The 15,387-nt window shown below is 61.4% G+C and carries 17 protein-coding genes; 6 read left to right on the forward strand and 11 right to left on the reverse strand.

The annotated features are described in order from the left end of the window. Positions 1-253: 253 nt before the first annotated feature. Positions 254-721 carry a TlpA disulfide reductase family protein gene (locus I5S59_RS24700; protein ID WP_197878905.1) on the reverse strand — a complete coding sequence of 156 codons (468 nt, stop codon included), beginning with the start codon at positions 719-721 and terminating at the stop codon, positions 254-256. Between the two features lie 85 nt (positions 722-806). Here I5S59_RS24700 and arsC point away from each other — a divergent pair, with 85 nt between their 5' ends. Genes arsC through I5S59_RS24715 form a run of 3 tightly spaced genes read left to right on the forward strand, consistent with a single transcriptional unit; the run spans position 807 to position 2,171 of the window. Beyond that, a complete protein-coding gene (arsC, locus tag I5S59_RS24705; RefSeq protein WP_197878906.1) occupies positions 807-1,160 on the forward strand; it encodes an arsenate reductase (glutaredoxin) in 354 nt (117 codons plus the stop codon). After that, positions 1,157-1,762, forward strand: a complete 606-nt coding sequence (wrbA, locus tag I5S59_RS24710; protein WP_197878907.1) for an NAD(P)H:quinone oxidoreductase — start codon at positions 1,157-1,159, stop codon at positions 1,760-1,762. The genes arsC and wrbA overlap by 4 nt, the downstream gene beginning before the upstream one ends. Continuing rightward, the gene (locus tag I5S59_RS24715) at positions 1,755-2,171 is read left to right on the forward strand and encodes a DUF2069 domain-containing protein (RefSeq protein ID WP_197878908.1); all 417 of its coding nucleotides are present in this window, start codon (positions 1,755-1,757) and stop codon (positions 2,169-2,171) included. Before wrbA ends, I5S59_RS24715 begins: the two co-directional genes overlap by 8 nt. 50 nt (positions 2,172-2,221) lie before the next feature. Here the strand turns inward: I5S59_RS24715 and I5S59_RS24720 are convergent, their stop codons facing one another. The 3 genes from I5S59_RS24720 to ttcA form a co-directional block, all read right to left on the reverse strand. Further along, positions 2,222-3,496, reverse strand: coding sequence for a delta-60 repeat domain-containing protein (locus tag I5S59_RS24720; protein ID WP_197878909.1), 1,275 nt, complete (start codon positions 3,494-3,496; stop codon positions 2,222-2,224). 95 nt (positions 3,497-3,591) lie between these two features. Then, complete coding sequence (locus tag I5S59_RS24725) at positions 3,592-4,263, reverse strand: DNA-3-methyladenine glycosylase I (protein WP_197878910.1); 672 nt, start codon at positions 4,261-4,263, stop codon at positions 3,592-3,594. A 5-nt stretch (positions 4,264-4,268) separates the two neighbouring features. Beyond that, positions 4,269-5,093 carry a tRNA 2-thiocytidine(32) synthetase TtcA gene (gene ttcA / locus I5S59_RS24730; RefSeq protein ID WP_197878911.1) on the reverse strand — a complete coding sequence of 275 codons (825 nt, stop codon included), beginning with the start codon at positions 5,091-5,093 and terminating at the stop codon, positions 4,269-4,271. A gap of 272 nt (positions 5,094-5,365) precedes the next feature. Between ttcA and I5S59_RS24735 the strand changes: the two genes are divergently transcribed. Beyond that, complete coding sequence (locus I5S59_RS24735) at positions 5,366-5,965, forward strand: Yip1 family protein (protein ID WP_128324190.1); 600 nt, start codon at positions 5,366-5,368, stop codon at positions 5,963-5,965. A gap of 140 nt (positions 5,966-6,105) precedes the next feature. After that, positions 6,106-6,600, forward strand: coding sequence for a SprT family zinc-dependent metalloprotease (locus tag I5S59_RS24740; protein ID WP_128324189.1), 495 nt, complete (start codon positions 6,106-6,108; stop codon positions 6,598-6,600). Positions 6,601-6,662: 62 nt separating this feature from the next. Here the strand turns inward: I5S59_RS24740 and I5S59_RS24745 are convergent, their stop codons facing one another. The 4 genes from I5S59_RS24745 to I5S59_RS24760 form a co-directional block, all read right to left on the reverse strand. Beyond that, positions 6,663-7,985 (reverse strand): dicarboxylate/amino acid:cation symporter, encoded by a 1,323-nt coding sequence (locus I5S59_RS24745; RefSeq protein ID WP_197878912.1) that lies wholly within the window; start codon positions 7,983-7,985, stop codon positions 6,663-6,665. A gap of 289 nt (positions 7,986-8,274) precedes the next feature. Continuing rightward, positions 8,275-9,621 (reverse strand): ATP-binding protein, encoded by a 1,347-nt coding sequence (locus tag I5S59_RS24750; protein WP_197878913.1) that lies wholly within the window; start codon positions 9,619-9,621, stop codon positions 8,275-8,277. Beyond that, on the reverse strand, positions 9,618-10,295 hold the full coding sequence (locus tag I5S59_RS24755; protein ID WP_128324186.1) for a response regulator: 678 nt from the start codon (positions 10,293-10,295) through the stop codon (positions 9,618-9,620). The genes I5S59_RS24750 and I5S59_RS24755 overlap by 4 nt, the downstream gene beginning before the upstream one ends. 114 nt (positions 10,296-10,409) lie before the next feature. Continuing rightward, positions 10,410-11,012 (reverse strand): outer membrane protein, encoded by a 603-nt coding sequence (locus I5S59_RS24760; RefSeq protein ID WP_197878914.1) that lies wholly within the window; start codon positions 11,010-11,012, stop codon positions 10,410-10,412. Positions 11,013-11,158: 146 nt separating this feature from the next. Here I5S59_RS24760 and I5S59_RS24765 point away from each other — a divergent pair, with 146 nt between their 5' ends. Then, entirely contained in the window at positions 11,159-11,860 is a 702-nt protein-coding gene (locus tag I5S59_RS24765; protein WP_197878915.1) for a 4'-phosphopantetheinyl transferase family protein, read from the forward strand. Between the two features lie 3 nt (positions 11,861-11,863). Here the strand turns inward: I5S59_RS24765 and fhuF are convergent, their stop codons facing one another. The 3 genes from fhuF to I5S59_RS24780 are packed head-to-tail and all read right to left on the reverse strand — an operon-like array spanning position 11,864 to position 14,750. Further along, positions 11,864-12,415 (reverse strand): siderophore-iron reductase FhuF, encoded by a 552-nt coding sequence (fhuF, locus tag I5S59_RS24770; protein ID WP_197878916.1) that lies wholly within the window; start codon positions 12,413-12,415, stop codon positions 11,864-11,866. Then, positions 12,412-14,028, reverse strand: coding sequence for an ATP-binding protein (locus I5S59_RS24775; protein ID WP_197878917.1), 1,617 nt, complete (start codon positions 14,026-14,028; stop codon positions 12,412-12,414). The genes fhuF and I5S59_RS24775 overlap by 4 nt, the downstream gene beginning before the upstream one ends. Next, on the reverse strand, positions 14,025-14,750 hold the full coding sequence (locus I5S59_RS24780) for a response regulator (protein ID WP_197878918.1): 726 nt from the start codon (positions 14,748-14,750) through the stop codon (positions 14,025-14,027). The genes I5S59_RS24775 and I5S59_RS24780 overlap by 4 nt, the downstream gene beginning before the upstream one ends. Positions 14,751-15,387: the final 637 nt, after the last annotated feature.

A 15,387-nucleotide genomic window follows, 5' to 3' on the forward strand; every position in this document is an offset into this window, starting at 1 on the left:
TTCGGGCCAGAGTGAGAGGTGGATGGCGACTATGCTCCTACTCGTGCTCTAGGGCACTGCTGGCTATCAGTCTGCCATCCACCGCTCTCACCTCTGATTTTAAAGGCATGTGAAGACACAAGCTGGCGCAGCCAGCGATGGGCTGCACAGCAGCCCCGAGGCCCGTATCGGCTGCAGGTATCTGCGACCGCTGCGCGCTCGATCGCAGGCTAGCGCCAGCTCCCACAGTTAACCAAGTGACAGGCAGTTGCTCCTACTGAGCGCCCTTCAGCGCTGCCAACTTCTGATTCAATCCCTCCAGCGTCTGCTCGCCCATCAATTGCTCACGCACCTTGCCTTTGTCGTCGATGATGTAGGTCACCGGCAACGCTTCGCTGCGCGGCAGCTGGTAGCGCTCGGCCGGGTCGCTGGCCAGTACGGTGAAGCCGATGCCCAGCGCTTCGCTGGCCTTTTTCAGCTCCTCGCCCTGCAAACCGTCGAAGTTCACCCCGACGACCTTGATGCCCTGCGCCTGCCATTGCTTGGCGGCTGCATTGAGCTCGGGAATTTCGGTGCGGCACGGACCACACCATTCAGCCCAGTAGTTGAGCACCAGCCAGTGCCCGTCGATTTGCTCGGCTTTCACCGCCTGGCCGTTCTGGTCCAGGCCGTAGTCTGCACCGCAACCGCCGAGCAACAGGCTCGCGGTGATGGCCAGTGCTGCTGCCAAACGCCTTGTCATGGGTCAATCCTTCTCTAAGATTCAAGCAAAATGCAAAGTCGCTACGGGTAGAATAGCCGCCACACCCTGCTGGATGCGACCTGAAATGACTGACCTGACCCTCTATCACAACCCTCGCTGCTCCAAATCCCGCGGCGCCCTGGAATTGCTCGAGGCCCGTGGCCTGGCGCCAAACGTTGTCCGTTACCTGGAAACCCCGCCGAGCGCCGCCGAACTCACGGCACTGCTGGGCAAGCTGGGCATTGGTGCGCGTCAGCTGCTGCGCAGCGGTGAAGACGAATACAAGACCCTGAACCTGGCCGACCCGGCCCTGACGGAAGCGCAACTGATCGAGGCCATGGTCCAGCACCCCAAGCTGATCGAACGGCCGATCCTGATCGCCGGTGACAAGGCCGTGATCGGCCGGCCACCGGAGAAGGTCCTGGAGATTCTGCCGTGAGCGCACCCTACATCCTGATCCTGTTTTACAGCCGACACGGCTCGACCAGCGAGATGGCCCGGCAAATTGCCCGGGGCGTGGAAATGGCCGGCCTCGAAGCGCGGATCCGTACCGTACCGGCGATTTCCACCGAATGCGAAGCCGTCGCTCCGGACATTCCGGACACCGGCGCGCTATACGCCACCCTCGACGACCTGCGCCATTGCTCGGGCCTGGCCCTGGGTAGCCCGACCCGTTTCGGCAACATGGCCGCGCCGCTGAAATACTTCATCGATGGCACCAGCAGCCTTTGGTTGAGTGGCGGCCTGGTCGGCAAGCCGGCAGCCGCCTTCACCTCAACCGCCAGCCTGCACGGTGGCCAGGAATCGACCTTGCTGTCGATGCTGCTGCCGTTGATGCACCACGGCATGCTGATCATGGGCCTGCCCTATAGCGAGTCGGCGCTGCTGGAAACCCGTGGCGGCGGTACGCCGTATGGCGCCAGCCATCACGCCGGGGCAGACGGAAAGCGCGACCTGGACGCCGACGAAATCGCCCTCTGCCGCGCCCTCGGGCAACGCCTGGCCACCACCGCCAAACTGCTGGAGAACGGCCGTGGCTAAAAAACCCAAGGTGCTGCCTACGCTTGAATGGTTAACCCTGCGCCTGCGCCTGAGCCGTGCCTTGAGCCTGGCGAGTTTCTTTGGCCTTGTCGCCCTGTTGACGGTCAACAACCTGATGTTCGCCAACCTGCATGGCGCACGCACAGGTGTGATCCTCGCCATCGAACTGGCGCCGCTGGCGCTGCTGCTGCCGGGGATGTTGCTCGGCAACGCGCGCGCCCACGCCTGGACCTGTTTTGTGGTCAACCTGTACTTCATCAAAGGGGTACTGGCCGCATTCGACCCGGCACGTGCGCTGTTCGGCTACCTGGAAGTGGCGATCAGCCTGGCGCTGTTCGTCAGCGCCTTGCTGTACGTGCGCTGGCGTTTTCAGTACGACCGGCGTCTGGCCGGGGAAGGTTCGAACTGATCGCAAGGCAAGCCCGTCAAGGGCTTGCCTTGCAACAACCGTGGCCATGCTTACTGCTGTGTTAACAAGCGCACAACATAGCCATTGAAGCGCTCTGGAATCTGCGTCTGCCCATGGACCAGCATCCGGCCCTGGGTATCCAGCGTGCATCCCGCCAGCATGGTGATCCTTCGCAACGTGAACGTCTGGGTAGCGAACGTATCGAGCGAACCATCACTATTGAAGCGTGCAACCACTCCCGGCAAGTTGCCAACACCGACTCTCAGCTCGCCAGCGGCAATGATCTTGCTGTCCTTGGCACCCGGTGAAACGGCAAGAACATGATCCCAGCGTATGTTGTGTCCATCATGTTTCACGGCAACGCGATCAAAGTCTTCGTCGAGCGCGCCGTCAGCTTGGCGCAGCGCAACCAACAGACCCGATCCATCCTCGTGTGCGCCACAACCGATGATCCGCTGATCTTCAGGTAGCACAAGAACGTTCTTCAGGGTGTGGAGCTCAGGAAAGTCTGCAATGCCTGCGGTGCCAAACGTCTGGTCATATTCACCTTGTCGGGTGAGTCGAACGACAAATGCATCGCGGAACCTGAAGTCAGGCGTTTGCATGCAGGCCCCCACCCAAATGGATTGACTGTCCGCATGAAGGGCGAGGCCGTAAACCGTGCCCTCACCTTGACGCTCCAGGTACTTGAACCCGCAACCATTGAAGGAAGTGACATAGTTCGCCTCCCAGTCGAACATCATTACCACCAGGTCATGGCCGTAGTAATTGCCGAAAACAATGAATGAGTCGCCGATGGGTTTTATTTGCCATGATTGCTGCGGTGTCGCCGCTCCCGCATCGGACAATTGCAATTCAGTTCCGTGATCTGCCTGAAAGATTGGCGTGGGTTCAAGGCTTGGCTGTTCTATGACGAAGTGCCCTTGGTTGGCAAATGTCGTGTCCAATGTGCCGTCCGAGTTGAAACGCGCGAGCGCCGGCTTTCTCGGGAACAAACCGGTAAAGGTCAGGCCAAGGACCATGAACTTGCCATCGTCAGGCCTCTGAATGACGTGATAACCGATAGACTGATTACCGTCCTGAAAAGTGCCGGTGGTTTTCCCGCCACAGCCGAACCGACGATCCAGCTGACCGTCGTTGGTCAGACGAAAGATGGCATAGTGCGTCTCAAGGGAGTTATCACTGACATAGGCACTACCGACGCACACTCGCCCTGTGCAGTCCAATACCGAGGTTGTGACCCCGGCAAATTCGGGGAACACGTCCTGCCGGTAATCAGGATCAATTAGACCGCTGCCCTGCCTGATGCTGTTTGCGTTTGCCATGAGTGTTGTCCTGTCGCTATCAATCGGGATTTAAAGAATCCGAGTAATCGATAGCGACCCACAACTGGCAAATTTGATAGGTCGCGGGGTCAATCTCAATGATTGACCGTGTGCGCCAGCATCACCGACAGCTGGCACAACGGCCGGCCACTCTCGGCCTGCCACTGATTGAACGCCGCCTGCACCAGGGCCAGGTCGCGCTGGCTGGTCGGTGGCTTGTCGATGATGTCCTGGGCAATCAGGGCAGCACTCATGTCATCGGTAGGGATGAAGGTGTCCTTGCCGATCATGCGCAAAAAGCGTGGCGCCGATAAACCGCCCAGCTGATTGCCATGCTTGGCCAGGTACTTCCACAGGCCGACGATATCGGTCACCGGCCAGTCAGCGATCAGGTTGGCGAAGCTGCCGTGGCTGTGCTCGGCATCGAGGATCATCTGCGCATTGCGCGGCACGCTCTTGAGCTTGCCCAGGTGGCGGATGATCCGCGTGTCCTGCATCAACCGCTCCAGATGCTCGGCGCCCATCAGCACAACCTTGTTCGGGTCGAAGCCAAAGAACACCTGCTCGAACGCCGGCCACTTGGCGTCCACCAGGCTGTGCTTGAGCCCGGCACGAAACACCCGCAAGGCCAGGGTCGACAGGTAGCGGTCGGCGCTGATGGCGCGCAGCTGCGCGGCGGCCTTGGGCTGTGGCAGGTACGCCTCAAGGGCCGCTTCGGAGCCGAAGCGGTTCAGGCAGTACTCATGCAACCATTGATAATCACGCATGCCGGTCAGATGTTCAGCACATCGAGGAACCGCGGCGTCGCCGTTTCGTCAATCTTGAGGTTGACGAAGTCGAACAGGTTGCGGTCGGCCAGCTGCGATGGCACCACGTTCTGCAGACCACGGAAGATGCTCTCGGTACGGCCAGGGGTCTTGCGCTCCCACTCCACCAGCATGTCCTTGACCACCTGACGCTGCAGGTTTTCCTGGGAGCCACACAGGTTGCACGGAATGATCGGGAATTCCTTCATGTCCGAGTAGGCCTGGATGTCTTTCTCGCTGCAGTAGGCCAGCGGGCGGATCACCACGTTGCGGCCGTCATCGGCGCGCAACTTTGGTGGCATCGCCTTGAGCGTGCCGTTGAAGAACATGTTGAGGAAGAATGTCTCGACGATGTCGTCGCGGTGATGCCCCAGGGCCATCTTGGTCGCGCCGATCTCGTCGGCAAAGGTGTACAGGGTGCCGCGGCGCAGGCGCGAGCACAGCGAGCAGGTGGTTTTGCCTTCCGGCACCAGCTCCTTGACCACCGAGTAGGTGTCTTTTTCGACGATGTGATACTCGACGCCCAGGGCCTTCAGGTAGGCCGGCAGTACGTGCTCGGGGAAACCGGGCTGCTTCTGGTCCATGTTCACCGCGACGATCTCGAACTTGATCGGCGCCACTTTCTGCAGGTGCAGCAGAACATCGAGCATGGTGTAGCTGTCTTTGCCGCCCGACAGGCAGACCATGACCTTGTCGCCATCTTCGATCATGTTGAAGTCGGTGATGGCTTCGCCGGCGAGACGACGCAGGCGTTTTTGCAGTTTGTTCTGGTTGACCGAAAGGGTGCCCATAGCGCTTGAAATCCGCGAGGTGTGACAAAAGCGGCATATTTTACGCACAAACCGCGAGCAGGCGTAGGCCAATCCGATAAAGACTGCAAGGTGATTAAGGGACACGCTGACAGCGCGATTTGCTCTAAAAAGTCGGCTTTAAGCGGTTAACTCCTTCCTATACTGCGACATAAGGCCACAGTTGTAAGTGACCTCGATCCTCTTGGCCCCAACACGTGGGGTCGCAAGCGCTCCGCTGGGGGGCGATGGCAACGATGGAAGGAGTGACTGGCATGATCCATCACGTTCTGGGGTTGTTTACCCATCCTGACCAAGAATGGAAAGAAATCCGTGGCGAGGAAGAAAGCATAAGCCACATGTACCTGACGCATACGCTGGTACTGGCGGCGATTCCTGCCGTTTCTGCATTTATCGGTACGACCCAGGTCGGCTGGGTCATTGGCGAACGGGCGCCGGTCATGCTCACCCATGAAAGCGCGCTATGGATGACCATCATGTCGTACCTGGCGATGCTGGCCGGGGTGGCAGTGATGGGCGCGTTCATTCACTGGATGGCGCGCACCTACGACGCCAACCCGAGCATGGCCCGCTGCATTGCGTTTGCCACTTACACCGCAACGCCGCTGTTTGTCGGCGGCCTGGCGGCGTTGTACCCCCACCTCTGGCTGGGAATGATCGTTGGCACGGCAGCCGTGTGCTACACGGTTTATCTGCTCTATGTCGGCCTACCGACCTTCATGAACATTCCTTCGGACGAAGGCTTCCTGTTCTCGAGTTCGGTACTGGCGGTCGGCCTGGTGGTGCTGGTTGCCATCATGGCCTTCACCGTGATCGTCTGGGGACTCGGCGTGGGGCCGGTCTATACCAACTGAAGCTATCACTAGAAAATCTGCAACATAGGCGCAGTAAACCATCGGGCCGTCGCAAGACGGCCTGATGCTGTGCGCTGACGGGTGGCTCGGCAACGCGGTGGTGGTTGCGGCATAATCGTCGGCCAGGAGTGTTCCCCGATATGCCCGAGCTGCTCAAATCCCGCGTCGAAACCTGTTACCAGCAAGCCGAAACCTTTTTCAAACGCCCCTTCCCTCGCCCTGAGGTCAGCTTCAAGCTGCGCGGGCAAAAAGCCGGCGTCGCCCACCTGCATGAAAACCTGCTGCGCTTCAACCTGCAGCTATACCGCGAAAACAGCGAAGACTTTCTCAAGCAGACCGTGGCCCACGAAGTCGCGCACCTGGTGGCGCACCAGCTGTTTGGCGACACGATTGCCCCGCATGGCGAGGAATGGCAACTGATCATGCGCGGGGTCTACGAACTGCCGCCGCATCGCTGCCATAACTACGCGATCAAGCGTCGCACCGTAACCCGCTACATCTACCGCTGCCCCTGTGCGGGCAGCGACTTCCCGTTCTCGGCCCAGCGCCACAGCCTGGTGCGCCAGGGCCGCCGCTACCTGTGCCGGCGTTGCCGCCACACCCTGGTGTACAGCGGCGAAACACGGGTGGAGTAACCCGCCCCACCAGAAACAAAATAGCCCATCCGAAGATGGGCTATTTCAGTGTGCCGGTACCGTTAGCGGGTAGACACTTCAGCGACACCCAGATCATCGACCGGGCCGACTTCGATCAGCGGCGAACCACCGGACGCCAGCTCGGCGTGCAGTTTGTCTTCGTCCAGCTCCTTGACCCACTTGGCCACCACCACGGTTGCCACGGCGTTGCCGATCAGGTTGGTCAGGGCACGGGCTTCGGACATGAAGCGGTCAATGCCGAGGATCAGCGCCAGGCCAGCCACCGGCAGGTGGCCGACAGCCGACAGGGTAGCCGCCAGCACGATGAAGCCCGAACCGGTAACGCCCGCAGCACCTTTAGAAGCCACCAGCAGCACCAGCAACAGGGTGATCTGGTGGGTGATGTCCATGGTGGTGTCGGTGGCCTGGGCGATGAACACCGCGGCCATGGTCAGGTAGATCGAGGTACCGTCGAGGTTGAACGAGTAGCCGGTCGGGATCACCAGGCCCACTACGGATTTCTTCGCGCCCAGGCGCTCCATCTTGGTCAGCATGCGTGGCAGGGCCGACTCGGACGACGAGGTGCCCAGCACGATCATCAGCTCTTCACGGATGTAGCGGATCAGCTTGAGGACGCTGAAGCCGTGGGCGCGGGCGATGCCACCCAGCACCACAAGGATGAACAGCACGCAGGTGACGTAGAAGCACGCCATCAGGTAGCCCAGCTGCACCAGCGAACCCACGCCGTACTGGCCAATGGTGAAGGCCATGGCACCGAAGGCACCGAGCGGCGCCAGCTTCATGATCATGTTGATGATGTTGAACATGACATGGGCGAAGCGGTCGATCAGGTCGAGCAGCGGCTTGCCGTAGGCACCCAGGCGGTGCAGGGCGAAACCGAAGATCACCGAGAACATCAGCACTTGCAGGATGTCGCCGTTGGCGAAGGCACCGACCACTGTGTTGGGGATGATGTTGAGCAAGAAGCCGACGGTCGTCTGCTGTGCGCCGGCGGCGGCATACGCGGCCACGCTGCTGGCGTTCAGGGTGCTGACGTCGATGTGCATGCCGGCGCCCGGCTTGACCACGTTGACCACGACCAGGCCGATGATCAGGGCGATGGTGGAGACGATTTCGAAGTAGAGCAGCGCGTAGCCACCGGTTTTGCCAACCGACTTCATGCTTTGCATGCCAGCGATACCGCTGACCACGGTGCAGAAGATGATGGGGGCGATGACCATCTTGATCAGTTTGACGAACCCGTCACCCAGCGGTTTCAGGGCAACGCCGGTTTCGGGGTAGTAGTGGCCCAGCAGGATACCGATGGTGATCGCTACTAACACCTGGATATACAGCGATTTGTACAGTGGCTGACGCGTCGTCATGGCTATTTCCTCAAGTGTACCGACCCGATCCTTCCCAGGACGCGAGGGGTACCTAAAGCGCGAACCCTCCTGCACTGGAGGGATTTGTTGTGTCGAGCTGCCTGGCAGTACTCTGCTAGGGCAATAGCAAGCCCGATGCCAAAATGCGCTTAATCGGTGCGAGCCCCGTGTTTACGGGGTTTGCGTGCACAATGAGGTTGCAAGCCTGCCGGGCAGCTTGGCGGATTTCCGCCCGACATCTTTTGCAAAGGGTTAGGGGTGGCGGTTTCCCGCCCAAGGTGATGGCGACTCAGTCCAGGGAGAACCGCACGCGAAACGCCGCGCCCCCCAGCGGTGAATCATCAAGGGTGAGGCTGGCGTCATAGCTTTCGATGATGTCCTTGACCACCGCCAGGCCAATCCCCTGCCCCGGGTTCTGCCGGTCCAGGCGTTCGCCGCGCTTGAGGATGCGCTCGCGTTGATCGGGCGGCACCCCGGGCCCGTCGTCCTCGACGCACAGCTCGACCAGCGAGGGCCCGCTGCGCAGGCTGACGCGCACTTCGCTCAGGCACAGGCGGTAGGCGTTTTCCAGCAGGTTGCCGAGCATCTCGAGCAACGCGCCCTGCTCCATGGGCACCGTAGCGCGCTCCGGCACTTCAAGGGTGACCTTGACGCGCTTGTCGCGGTACACCTTGCTCAGGGTACTGCACAAGCTTTCAAGCAACGGCTGCAACACCACCTGGTGACGCACCAGGCCGCTCTTGCGCAGGCTGGCGCGCTGCAGCTGATAGTCGATCTGCTGGCTCATGCGCTCGATCTGGCTTTGCAGCACCCGCGCCTGTTCGCGGTCTTCACGGCGCTGCGCCATGCTTTCGCTGACCCCTTGCAACACCGCCAGAGGGGTTTTCAGGCTATGGGCCAGATCGCCTAGCGAATCGCGGTAGCGCTGGCGCTGCTCGCGTTCGCTGCGCAAAAGCCGGTTGAGCGAGCCGGTCAGGCGCAGCAGCTCCCTGGGGTGTTCCGAACTGAGTCCCTCACGGGCACCCGATTCGACTTCATCCAGTTCGTGGCGCAACTGGCGCAACGAGCGCAAGCCCCAGGTCAGCCCGCCCCAAAGCAACCCCAGCAAGGCCAGCAAGGCGGCACCAAAACCCAGGTACAAACGCTCGCGCAGGCCATTGAGGGTTTGCTGATATTCACGCAACGGCTGCAAGGCGACAATACTGAAGGCCGCGCTCTGGCCGCCCAGCAACTTGACCTCCGCATCATAGACAAAGTACTCCTCGCCATCGGCCTGATGGAACTGGGCGAATTCGTTGCCTCTGCCGTCATAGCGCGGGGTGTAGTTGATCTGTTCGTCGTTGGTTGCCCGCGAACGCCAGACCAGATGCCCTTCGCGGTCGAAGATGTAGCCCAGCAGGCGGCGATCCGGCAGGTCGTACTGCTCGTCCGGTAGCAAATCCGGCATTTTCAGTTGACCATTTTCGATTCTCGCAGCCGAAATCAGTGTGGTGATATCCGACGCCAGGCGCTTTTCGATAGCTTCCTTCAACGCCAGGCTGAAGGCCTGCTGCAACGCCGGCAGCAACGCCAGCATGAACAGCAGCGCCAGCAATGCCGCCGCCAGCATCAAGCGTACGCGTAACGAACGGATCATCGGCAGCGCTCGGTAAACAGATACCCCAGGCCGCGCACCGTGTCGATCGGCTTGAAGCCATTGCTGCCTTCAAGTTTGCGCCGCAGCCGGCCCACCAGCACTTCGATCACATTCGGGTCATGCTCGTCGTCGTCAGGGTAGAGCTGCTCCATCAGGCGGTCCTTGGCCACCACCTGCTGGTGATGACGCATCAGGTACTCAAGGATGCGGTACTCGAACGCCGTCAATGCCAGCGGTTCGTCATCCAGGGTCGCCTGCTTGCGGTTCAGGTCCAGCAGCAATGGCCCGGCGGCAATGGTCGACTGCACAAAACCGCTGGAGCGACGCAACAGGGCATTGAGCCGCGCTTCCAGCTCCTCGAACTGAAACGGCTTGACCACATAATCGTCAGCCCCGGCCGCCAGCCCTTCGACCTTGTCTTGCCAGTTGCCGCGAGCGGTCAGGATAAGGATCGGGAAGCTCTTGCCCTGCGAGCGCAATTGCCGAATCAGGTCAAGCCCGCCCATGCCGGGCAAGCCAAGGTCGATGATGGCCAGGTCATGGTTGAACTGCTCAGCCTGGAACAACGCCTCTTCGGCATTGGGCACCGCCTCAACGACGTGCCCGCTCTCGCTCAAGCGGCTGTACAAGTGATGGCGCAAGAGCGCTTCATCCTCAACCACCAGCAGTTTCATAGGTGCCTCCCTTTCCCTACCGGCAACAGTGTCCCCGGTACCCTACTAAATCGATGCTAAAACAGCGAACCGGCCTTCCCGTTGAAAGCCGGTTCGATCGTCCTCATCCGCAGGTCAGAACAGGTAGTTCGCCGACAGATAAGTTTGGGCACTGCTGTCCAGGCGCAGGGTGCCAAGTTTCGGGCCGCCGTGCTCGGCAAGCTCGGTTTTGGCGTTGCTGCGCAGGTAACGGTAGCCCAACTCGACCGAGGTGTTGTCGGTGACCTTCTGCAGCACACCGGCCTGCAGGCCGACGGCGTAACCGGTATCGGTGTCGCGGCTGTAGCCGGACGACTCCTGGCTCAGCTTGGTGATACCGGCGCTGGCGCCGCCGAACAGTTTGGTGCTGTCGCCCACGGGGTAGAACATGTCGTAGCTGCCCAAGAGGTTTTCCTGACGCAGTTTCAGTCCGCTGTGGTCGTTGGAGACGTTGTCATAGGTCAGGTAGTAACGACGCTCATCGTTCATTTGCCCGACCCGCACGCCCCAGGTGTCGTCTTTGCTGATGATGCCGCTGGCGTTCAGGTGGTCGGTGTTGCTATTGAGCAGGCCGGACTTGCTGATCCGGTCGCTGGTCTGGCCGTAGCTGACGCCGGCGAAGGTGGTATCGGCGGCTTGAACAGCGGCGCTGGCGCCAAAGACAGCGGCGGCAATAAACAGTGCATTGAGCGATTTCATAGGGGTTACTCCTGGCGATGTGCCGTTTAGGTGTTGAAGCCAGAGTACGCAGACGCCCCTGAACCGCTGCTGAACCCCAGCTGAACCTCGCCTGAACGAACCACCGCTACTGGAAAGCCCCCCACGCCCACGGCACAATACCGGCCATGAACCGACTCCCCTCCTGCTGCGCGCCGCTGTTGCACCACTGGCCCCTGCCCCGCCCGGTCCCTGGCGCGGAACTGGTCAGTTGCGCTTTCGACCCTGCCTTGCTGGCCAGCGACGACTTCGCCCGCGCCGGTATTGAACAGACCGCGAGCCTGCAACGCTCGGTGGCCAAGCGTCAGGCCGAGTACCTGGCCGGCAGGGTCTGTGCCCGCGCCGCCTTGCAGCGCCTGAACGGGCTTGAGTACGTACCGGGGACGCACGAAGACCGCTCACCGATCTGGCCGGCCGGCATCAGCGGCTCGATCACCCACGGCAAAGGCTGGGCGGCCGCCGTGGTGGCGCGCGACGCCGATTGCCAAGGGTTAGGGCTGGATCAGGAAAGCCTGCTCAGTGATGCGCGCGCCGAACGCCTGGCACGCGAGATCCTTACCGAGGCCGAACTGCAACGCATGCAAGCCGGGCAAACGGGCCTGACGGTGACGTTGACCTTCTCGCTCAAGGAAAGCCTGTTCAAGGCGCTCTACCCTATCGTGCGGCAACGCTTCTACTTCGAACACGCCGAAGTGCTGGCGTGGTCAACCGATGGCCACGCCCGCCTGCGCCTGCTGACCGACCTGTCGGCGCAGTGGCATAACGGACGGGAGCTTGAAGGGCAGTTCTGCCTGCAGGGTGACCAGTTGTTGAGCCTGGTCAGCGTCTGAGCTTCAGACCAGCAGCGGACAATGCTCGCAGTGTCCAACCCAGTCGACCTTGTAGCTCAGGCAGCAAGTACGCCGCCGGCGCTTGCCCTCGGCATCCAGGCCGACAGCCGCATGCATCGGACTCTCAGCCGAGCTAAGCCAGTAGCCCAAGCCATGGCAAGCATCGCCCCCGATACGCGCGAGTGCCTGGTCCAGGCAATCCCCGGCATTGCCCCACACCACCCCCGGCGCCAACCCGCCCAATGCCGCCAGCCGTGACACAACGGGGTTGAAGTGCTGCGCCAGCAGCGCCTGATTACCTACGCAGTAATCACCTCGGCCAGCAAGCGCAATTGGCAGGCCACGGGCATCGAGGGTCACTTCGGTGACGTCGAACACGGACAATGCGGCACCACAAAGCAAGGTCTGCCACACCAGGCCGAAGTAATACTTCGACCATTGCGACACCAGCACCGGCCGTTGCGCCGGCATCAACTCGGCGCCGTACAGCTCGAGCAGCAACCGGTCGAAGCGCTGCGGTTGCAGCAACTGCTCAAGGCGTAGCGACTCACTCATGCCTGGCCCTGACGGCGCGGCCAGCTGAGGCTGAAACGGGCGCCGCCCAGGCGTTCGCTGCGCCCGACTGATGCCCGGCCGTTATGCCAATAGATGATCCGCCGCACAATCGACAGGCCCAGGCCGTGACCGCCCGAGGCCCGGGTGCGGCTGTCGTCGAGGCGGGTAAAGGGGGTAAACAGGCGGTCCCAGTCACTTTCTGGCACACCTGGGCCGTCATCGTCGACATCGATGCGGCAGCGCTGCAGGCCAATCTGGTAGCTGAGGCTCACCTGCGACTCCGCATGGCGCATGGCATTGCTCACCAGGTTCTGCAGGGCCCGGTGCAAGTAACGCGGCTCGGCTTCAACCCAGGGGCCCTGCCCCGGTTCAGCCCCTTGTGCCACCTCGCACGGCCCGCGCACCACCCGCACGTCGCCACGCAGCGGCGCCAGCTCTTCAATCACCTGATCAAGCAAGGCATCGAGGTCGACCCGCTGGAAATGCAGCGCCGGCGCGCCCTGTTCGAGGCGGGCGTAGGTGAGCATCTCGTCCACCAGTTTGTCCAGGTCCTGGATGTCGCCATCCATGCCGCTCAAATACTTTTCCCGCGCCTGGTCGTCGCGCGCCGTGGCGATCATCTCCAGGCCAAAGCGCAGCCGCGCCACCGGCGTACGCAGTTCATGGGAAACGGCGCGCACCAGTTCGCGCTGGATGGTCAGCGAACGCTGCAAATGTTCCGCCATGCCATTGAAGGCCGCTGCCAGGCGTCCGACCGAGTCGGCATCGTCAGCCGCCACACGGGTTTCCAGGCTGCCCTGGGCGATACGGGTAGCGGCGGTTTCAAGATCAGACAAACGCCGCTCCAGCTGGCGCACCAACAGGTAGACGATCAGCCCGATCAGGCACAGCCCGAGCAAGGCAATCAATGCCAGCAGCTCGGGCGGATACGGGTTCATCTGGTACAAGGGGCCGATCTCCAGTACCCACGGGGTGCCGACCATGCCGGCGTACACCCGGATCGAGTCGCCGTCCTTGCCCAGGGCCAACACCGTGTCGCCTTCATCGACGCGCCGGCGCTGGTCTTCATCCATGTCGGTCTGGTCAAGGCGGCGCAGGCTCAGGTCAAAGCCAAAGCCCTTGTTCTGCTTGATCTCGGCCAAGCGCCGGGGCTGCTCGCCAATCGGGTAGCGCACCAGCTCATCGGCCAGCAGATAGATGGTGGCACGCGCCAGCTGCTCGCTGATCTGCTGCACTTCGCCCACCAGCAGCAGCTCTTCGGTACCGATCTGGCGCATGACCTTGGCCGCATGCGGCCCAGTCTTCTCCACCAGCACCTGGCCGCGCTGCAAGGTGCTGCGCTGCCCACCGTCGAGGCCTACCGCGGCCATGCTGTCGAGTTCCAGCGGAATGCCCAGCAGCCGTTCCCACATCAGCAGCGCGCGCTTGCGCTCGACACTGCCCATCGATACCAGGTTGTCGGCCATCAAGGTAAAGGTGCCGTGCGCCAGGCGCTCCCGGTACTGCGCAGCACGCACCTCGTTGAGCAGGTGCATGCTGAGCACGCCGAGCACGGCCACCAGCACCAACGCGGCGAGCATGCCGCCATAGATCCGCAGGAAAATCGAATTCATTGCGCCTGGCCCATGGCCTCGGCTGCCTCGCGCACAAACAGGTACCCTTTGCTGCGGATGGTCTTGATCATCCGCGGGTGCTCGGGATCGTCGCCTATTTTGGGGCGGATCCTGGAAATACGCACATCAATGGACCGGTCCTGGCCGTCGTAGCCCACGCCGCGCAACGACGTGAAGATCTCTTCGCGGGACAGGGTGCGCCCGGCATTGCTGACCAACAGCCACAACAGGTCGAACTCGGCGCTGGTCAGCTCGATGCCGTCGGCATACAGCCAGGCTTCGCGCAGCACGTTGTCGACGCGCAGCGGCCCGAATTGCAGGCACTGCGGGGGTTCGCTCTCGGCGGCCGGTTCACTGCGCCTGAGCAAGGCGTTGATCCGCGCCAGCAACAGCCGTGGGCGCACCGGCTTGCAGACATAATCGTCAGCGCCCAGGTCCAGGCCCTGAACCTGGTCGAGGTCGTCGCTGCGGGCAGTGAGCATGAGGATCGGCCCGGCAAAATGCTGGCGCACCTTGCGGCAGATGCTCAGGCCGTCTTCGCCGGGCAGCATCAGGTCGAGTATCACCAGGTCCGGCTGCTCGGCAATGATCCGCGCCGCCGCCCGGGCACCATCCCCTTCAACCTGGACATCGAAGCCATTGGCCTGCAGGTATTCACAGGTCAGGTCGGCCAAACGCTGGTCATCCTCGACGATCAACACCTGACTGCGCTGCTGCTCCACGGTTCACCTCGACAGCTTGTTGTTATAAAGAGTGTCCGTTGCCGTGCTTCACCAAAAGGCAACATGGGCTCGGGATACTACGTCGGGCACCGACGCCTGCCAACCGTCACCAGGGGAGGTAACCCACTGATTGTCGGGCGGCTCGGACAGTCGCTGATTTTGTGGTAGGGTGCGCGCCCGAAAAATTCATCGGCCTTGTGGGTGACGGTGAAAAAAAGGGTGACGAGCGGTCATCCGGCGCTAAGACGCAGCCTACAAGGCGTTGATTGAAATCACACACAAAATACGCACAAGTTATCCACAGAGCACGACCTTGCAATACCCCCGGGACCGCATTATCTTGTATCCCTATCGAAACAAAACACTACATCTTGGGGTTTGAAGCAAATCCCAAGCACAAGTCGAGCAGAGAACTCAAGCCCTTTAAAGGTGCTTTTTTCGCTTGAACTTTAGACGTAATCAGCAGCCAAACCGCTCCTGCGGAGGCGACCGTTGCAAACCCTCGGAGGGTGTTGTTTCGGGTACGGGTGTTGCAAGCCATCGGCACACCTGACAGCAACAGTTTTGGATCAGCGATTCAAAACCTTTGACTTCGGCCAGGGAGCGGCAAGAAATTGCCCCTTATTCCTGATCTGTC

Origin of the sequence: Pseudomonas alkylphenolica, assembly GCF_016009175.1 — a bacterium.
Taxonomy (GTDB): domain Bacteria; phylum Pseudomonadota; class Gammaproteobacteria; order Pseudomonadales; family Pseudomonadaceae; genus Aquipseudomonas; species Aquipseudomonas alkylphenolica_B.

What these genes read in the sequence shown, in the direction of transcription:
- I5S59_RS24750 (WP_197878913.1), bottom strand. Translation starts at nt 9,621, where the DNA reads ATGATCCGTTCGTTACGCGTACGCTTGATGCTGGCGGCGGCATTGCTG.
- I5S59_RS24700 (WP_197878905.1), bottom strand. Translation starts at nt 721, where the DNA reads ATGACAAGGCGTTTGGCAGCAGCACTGGCCATCACCGCGAGCCTGTTG.
- arsC (WP_197878906.1), top strand. Translation starts at nt 807, where the DNA reads ATGACTGACCTGACCCTCTATCACAACCCTCGCTGCTCCAAATCCCGC.
- ttcA (WP_197878911.1), bottom strand. Translation starts at nt 5,093, where the DNA reads ATGGGCACCCTTTCGGTCAACCAGAACAAACTGCAAAAACGCCTGCGT.
- I5S59_RS24755 (WP_128324186.1), bottom strand. Translation starts at nt 10,295, where the DNA reads ATGAAACTGCTGGTGGTTGAGGATGAAGCGCTCTTGCGCCATCACTTG.
- I5S59_RS24775 (WP_197878917.1), bottom strand. Translation starts at nt 14,028, where the DNA reads ATGAATTCGATTTTCCTGCGGATCTATGGCGGCATGCTCGCCGCGTTG.
- I5S59_RS24735 (WP_128324190.1), top strand. Translation starts at nt 5,366, where the DNA reads ATGATCCATCACGTTCTGGGGTTGTTTACCCATCCTGACCAAGAATGG.
- I5S59_RS24760 (WP_197878914.1), bottom strand. Translation starts at nt 11,012, where the DNA reads ATGAAATCGCTCAATGCACTGTTTATTGCCGCCGCTGTCTTTGGCGCC.
- I5S59_RS24740 (WP_128324189.1), top strand. Translation starts at nt 6,106, where the DNA reads ATGCCCGAGCTGCTCAAATCCCGCGTCGAAACCTGTTACCAGCAAGCC.
- I5S59_RS24745 (WP_197878912.1), bottom strand. Translation starts at nt 7,985, where the DNA reads ATGACGACGCGTCAGCCACTGTACAAATCGCTGTATATCCAGGTGTTA.
- fhuF (WP_197878916.1), bottom strand. Translation starts at nt 12,415, where the DNA reads ATGAGTGAGTCGCTACGCCTTGAGCAGTTGCTGCAACCGCAGCGCTTC.
- I5S59_RS24725 (WP_197878910.1), bottom strand. Translation starts at nt 4,263, where the DNA reads ATGCGTGATTATCAATGGTTGCATGAGTACTGCCTGAACCGCTTCGGC.
- I5S59_RS24720 (WP_197878909.1), bottom strand. Translation starts at nt 3,496, where the DNA reads ATGGCAAACGCAAACAGCATCAGGCAGGGCAGCGGTCTAATTGATCCT.
- I5S59_RS24765 (WP_197878915.1), top strand. Translation starts at nt 11,159, where the DNA reads ATGAACCGACTCCCCTCCTGCTGCGCGCCGCTGTTGCACCACTGGCCC.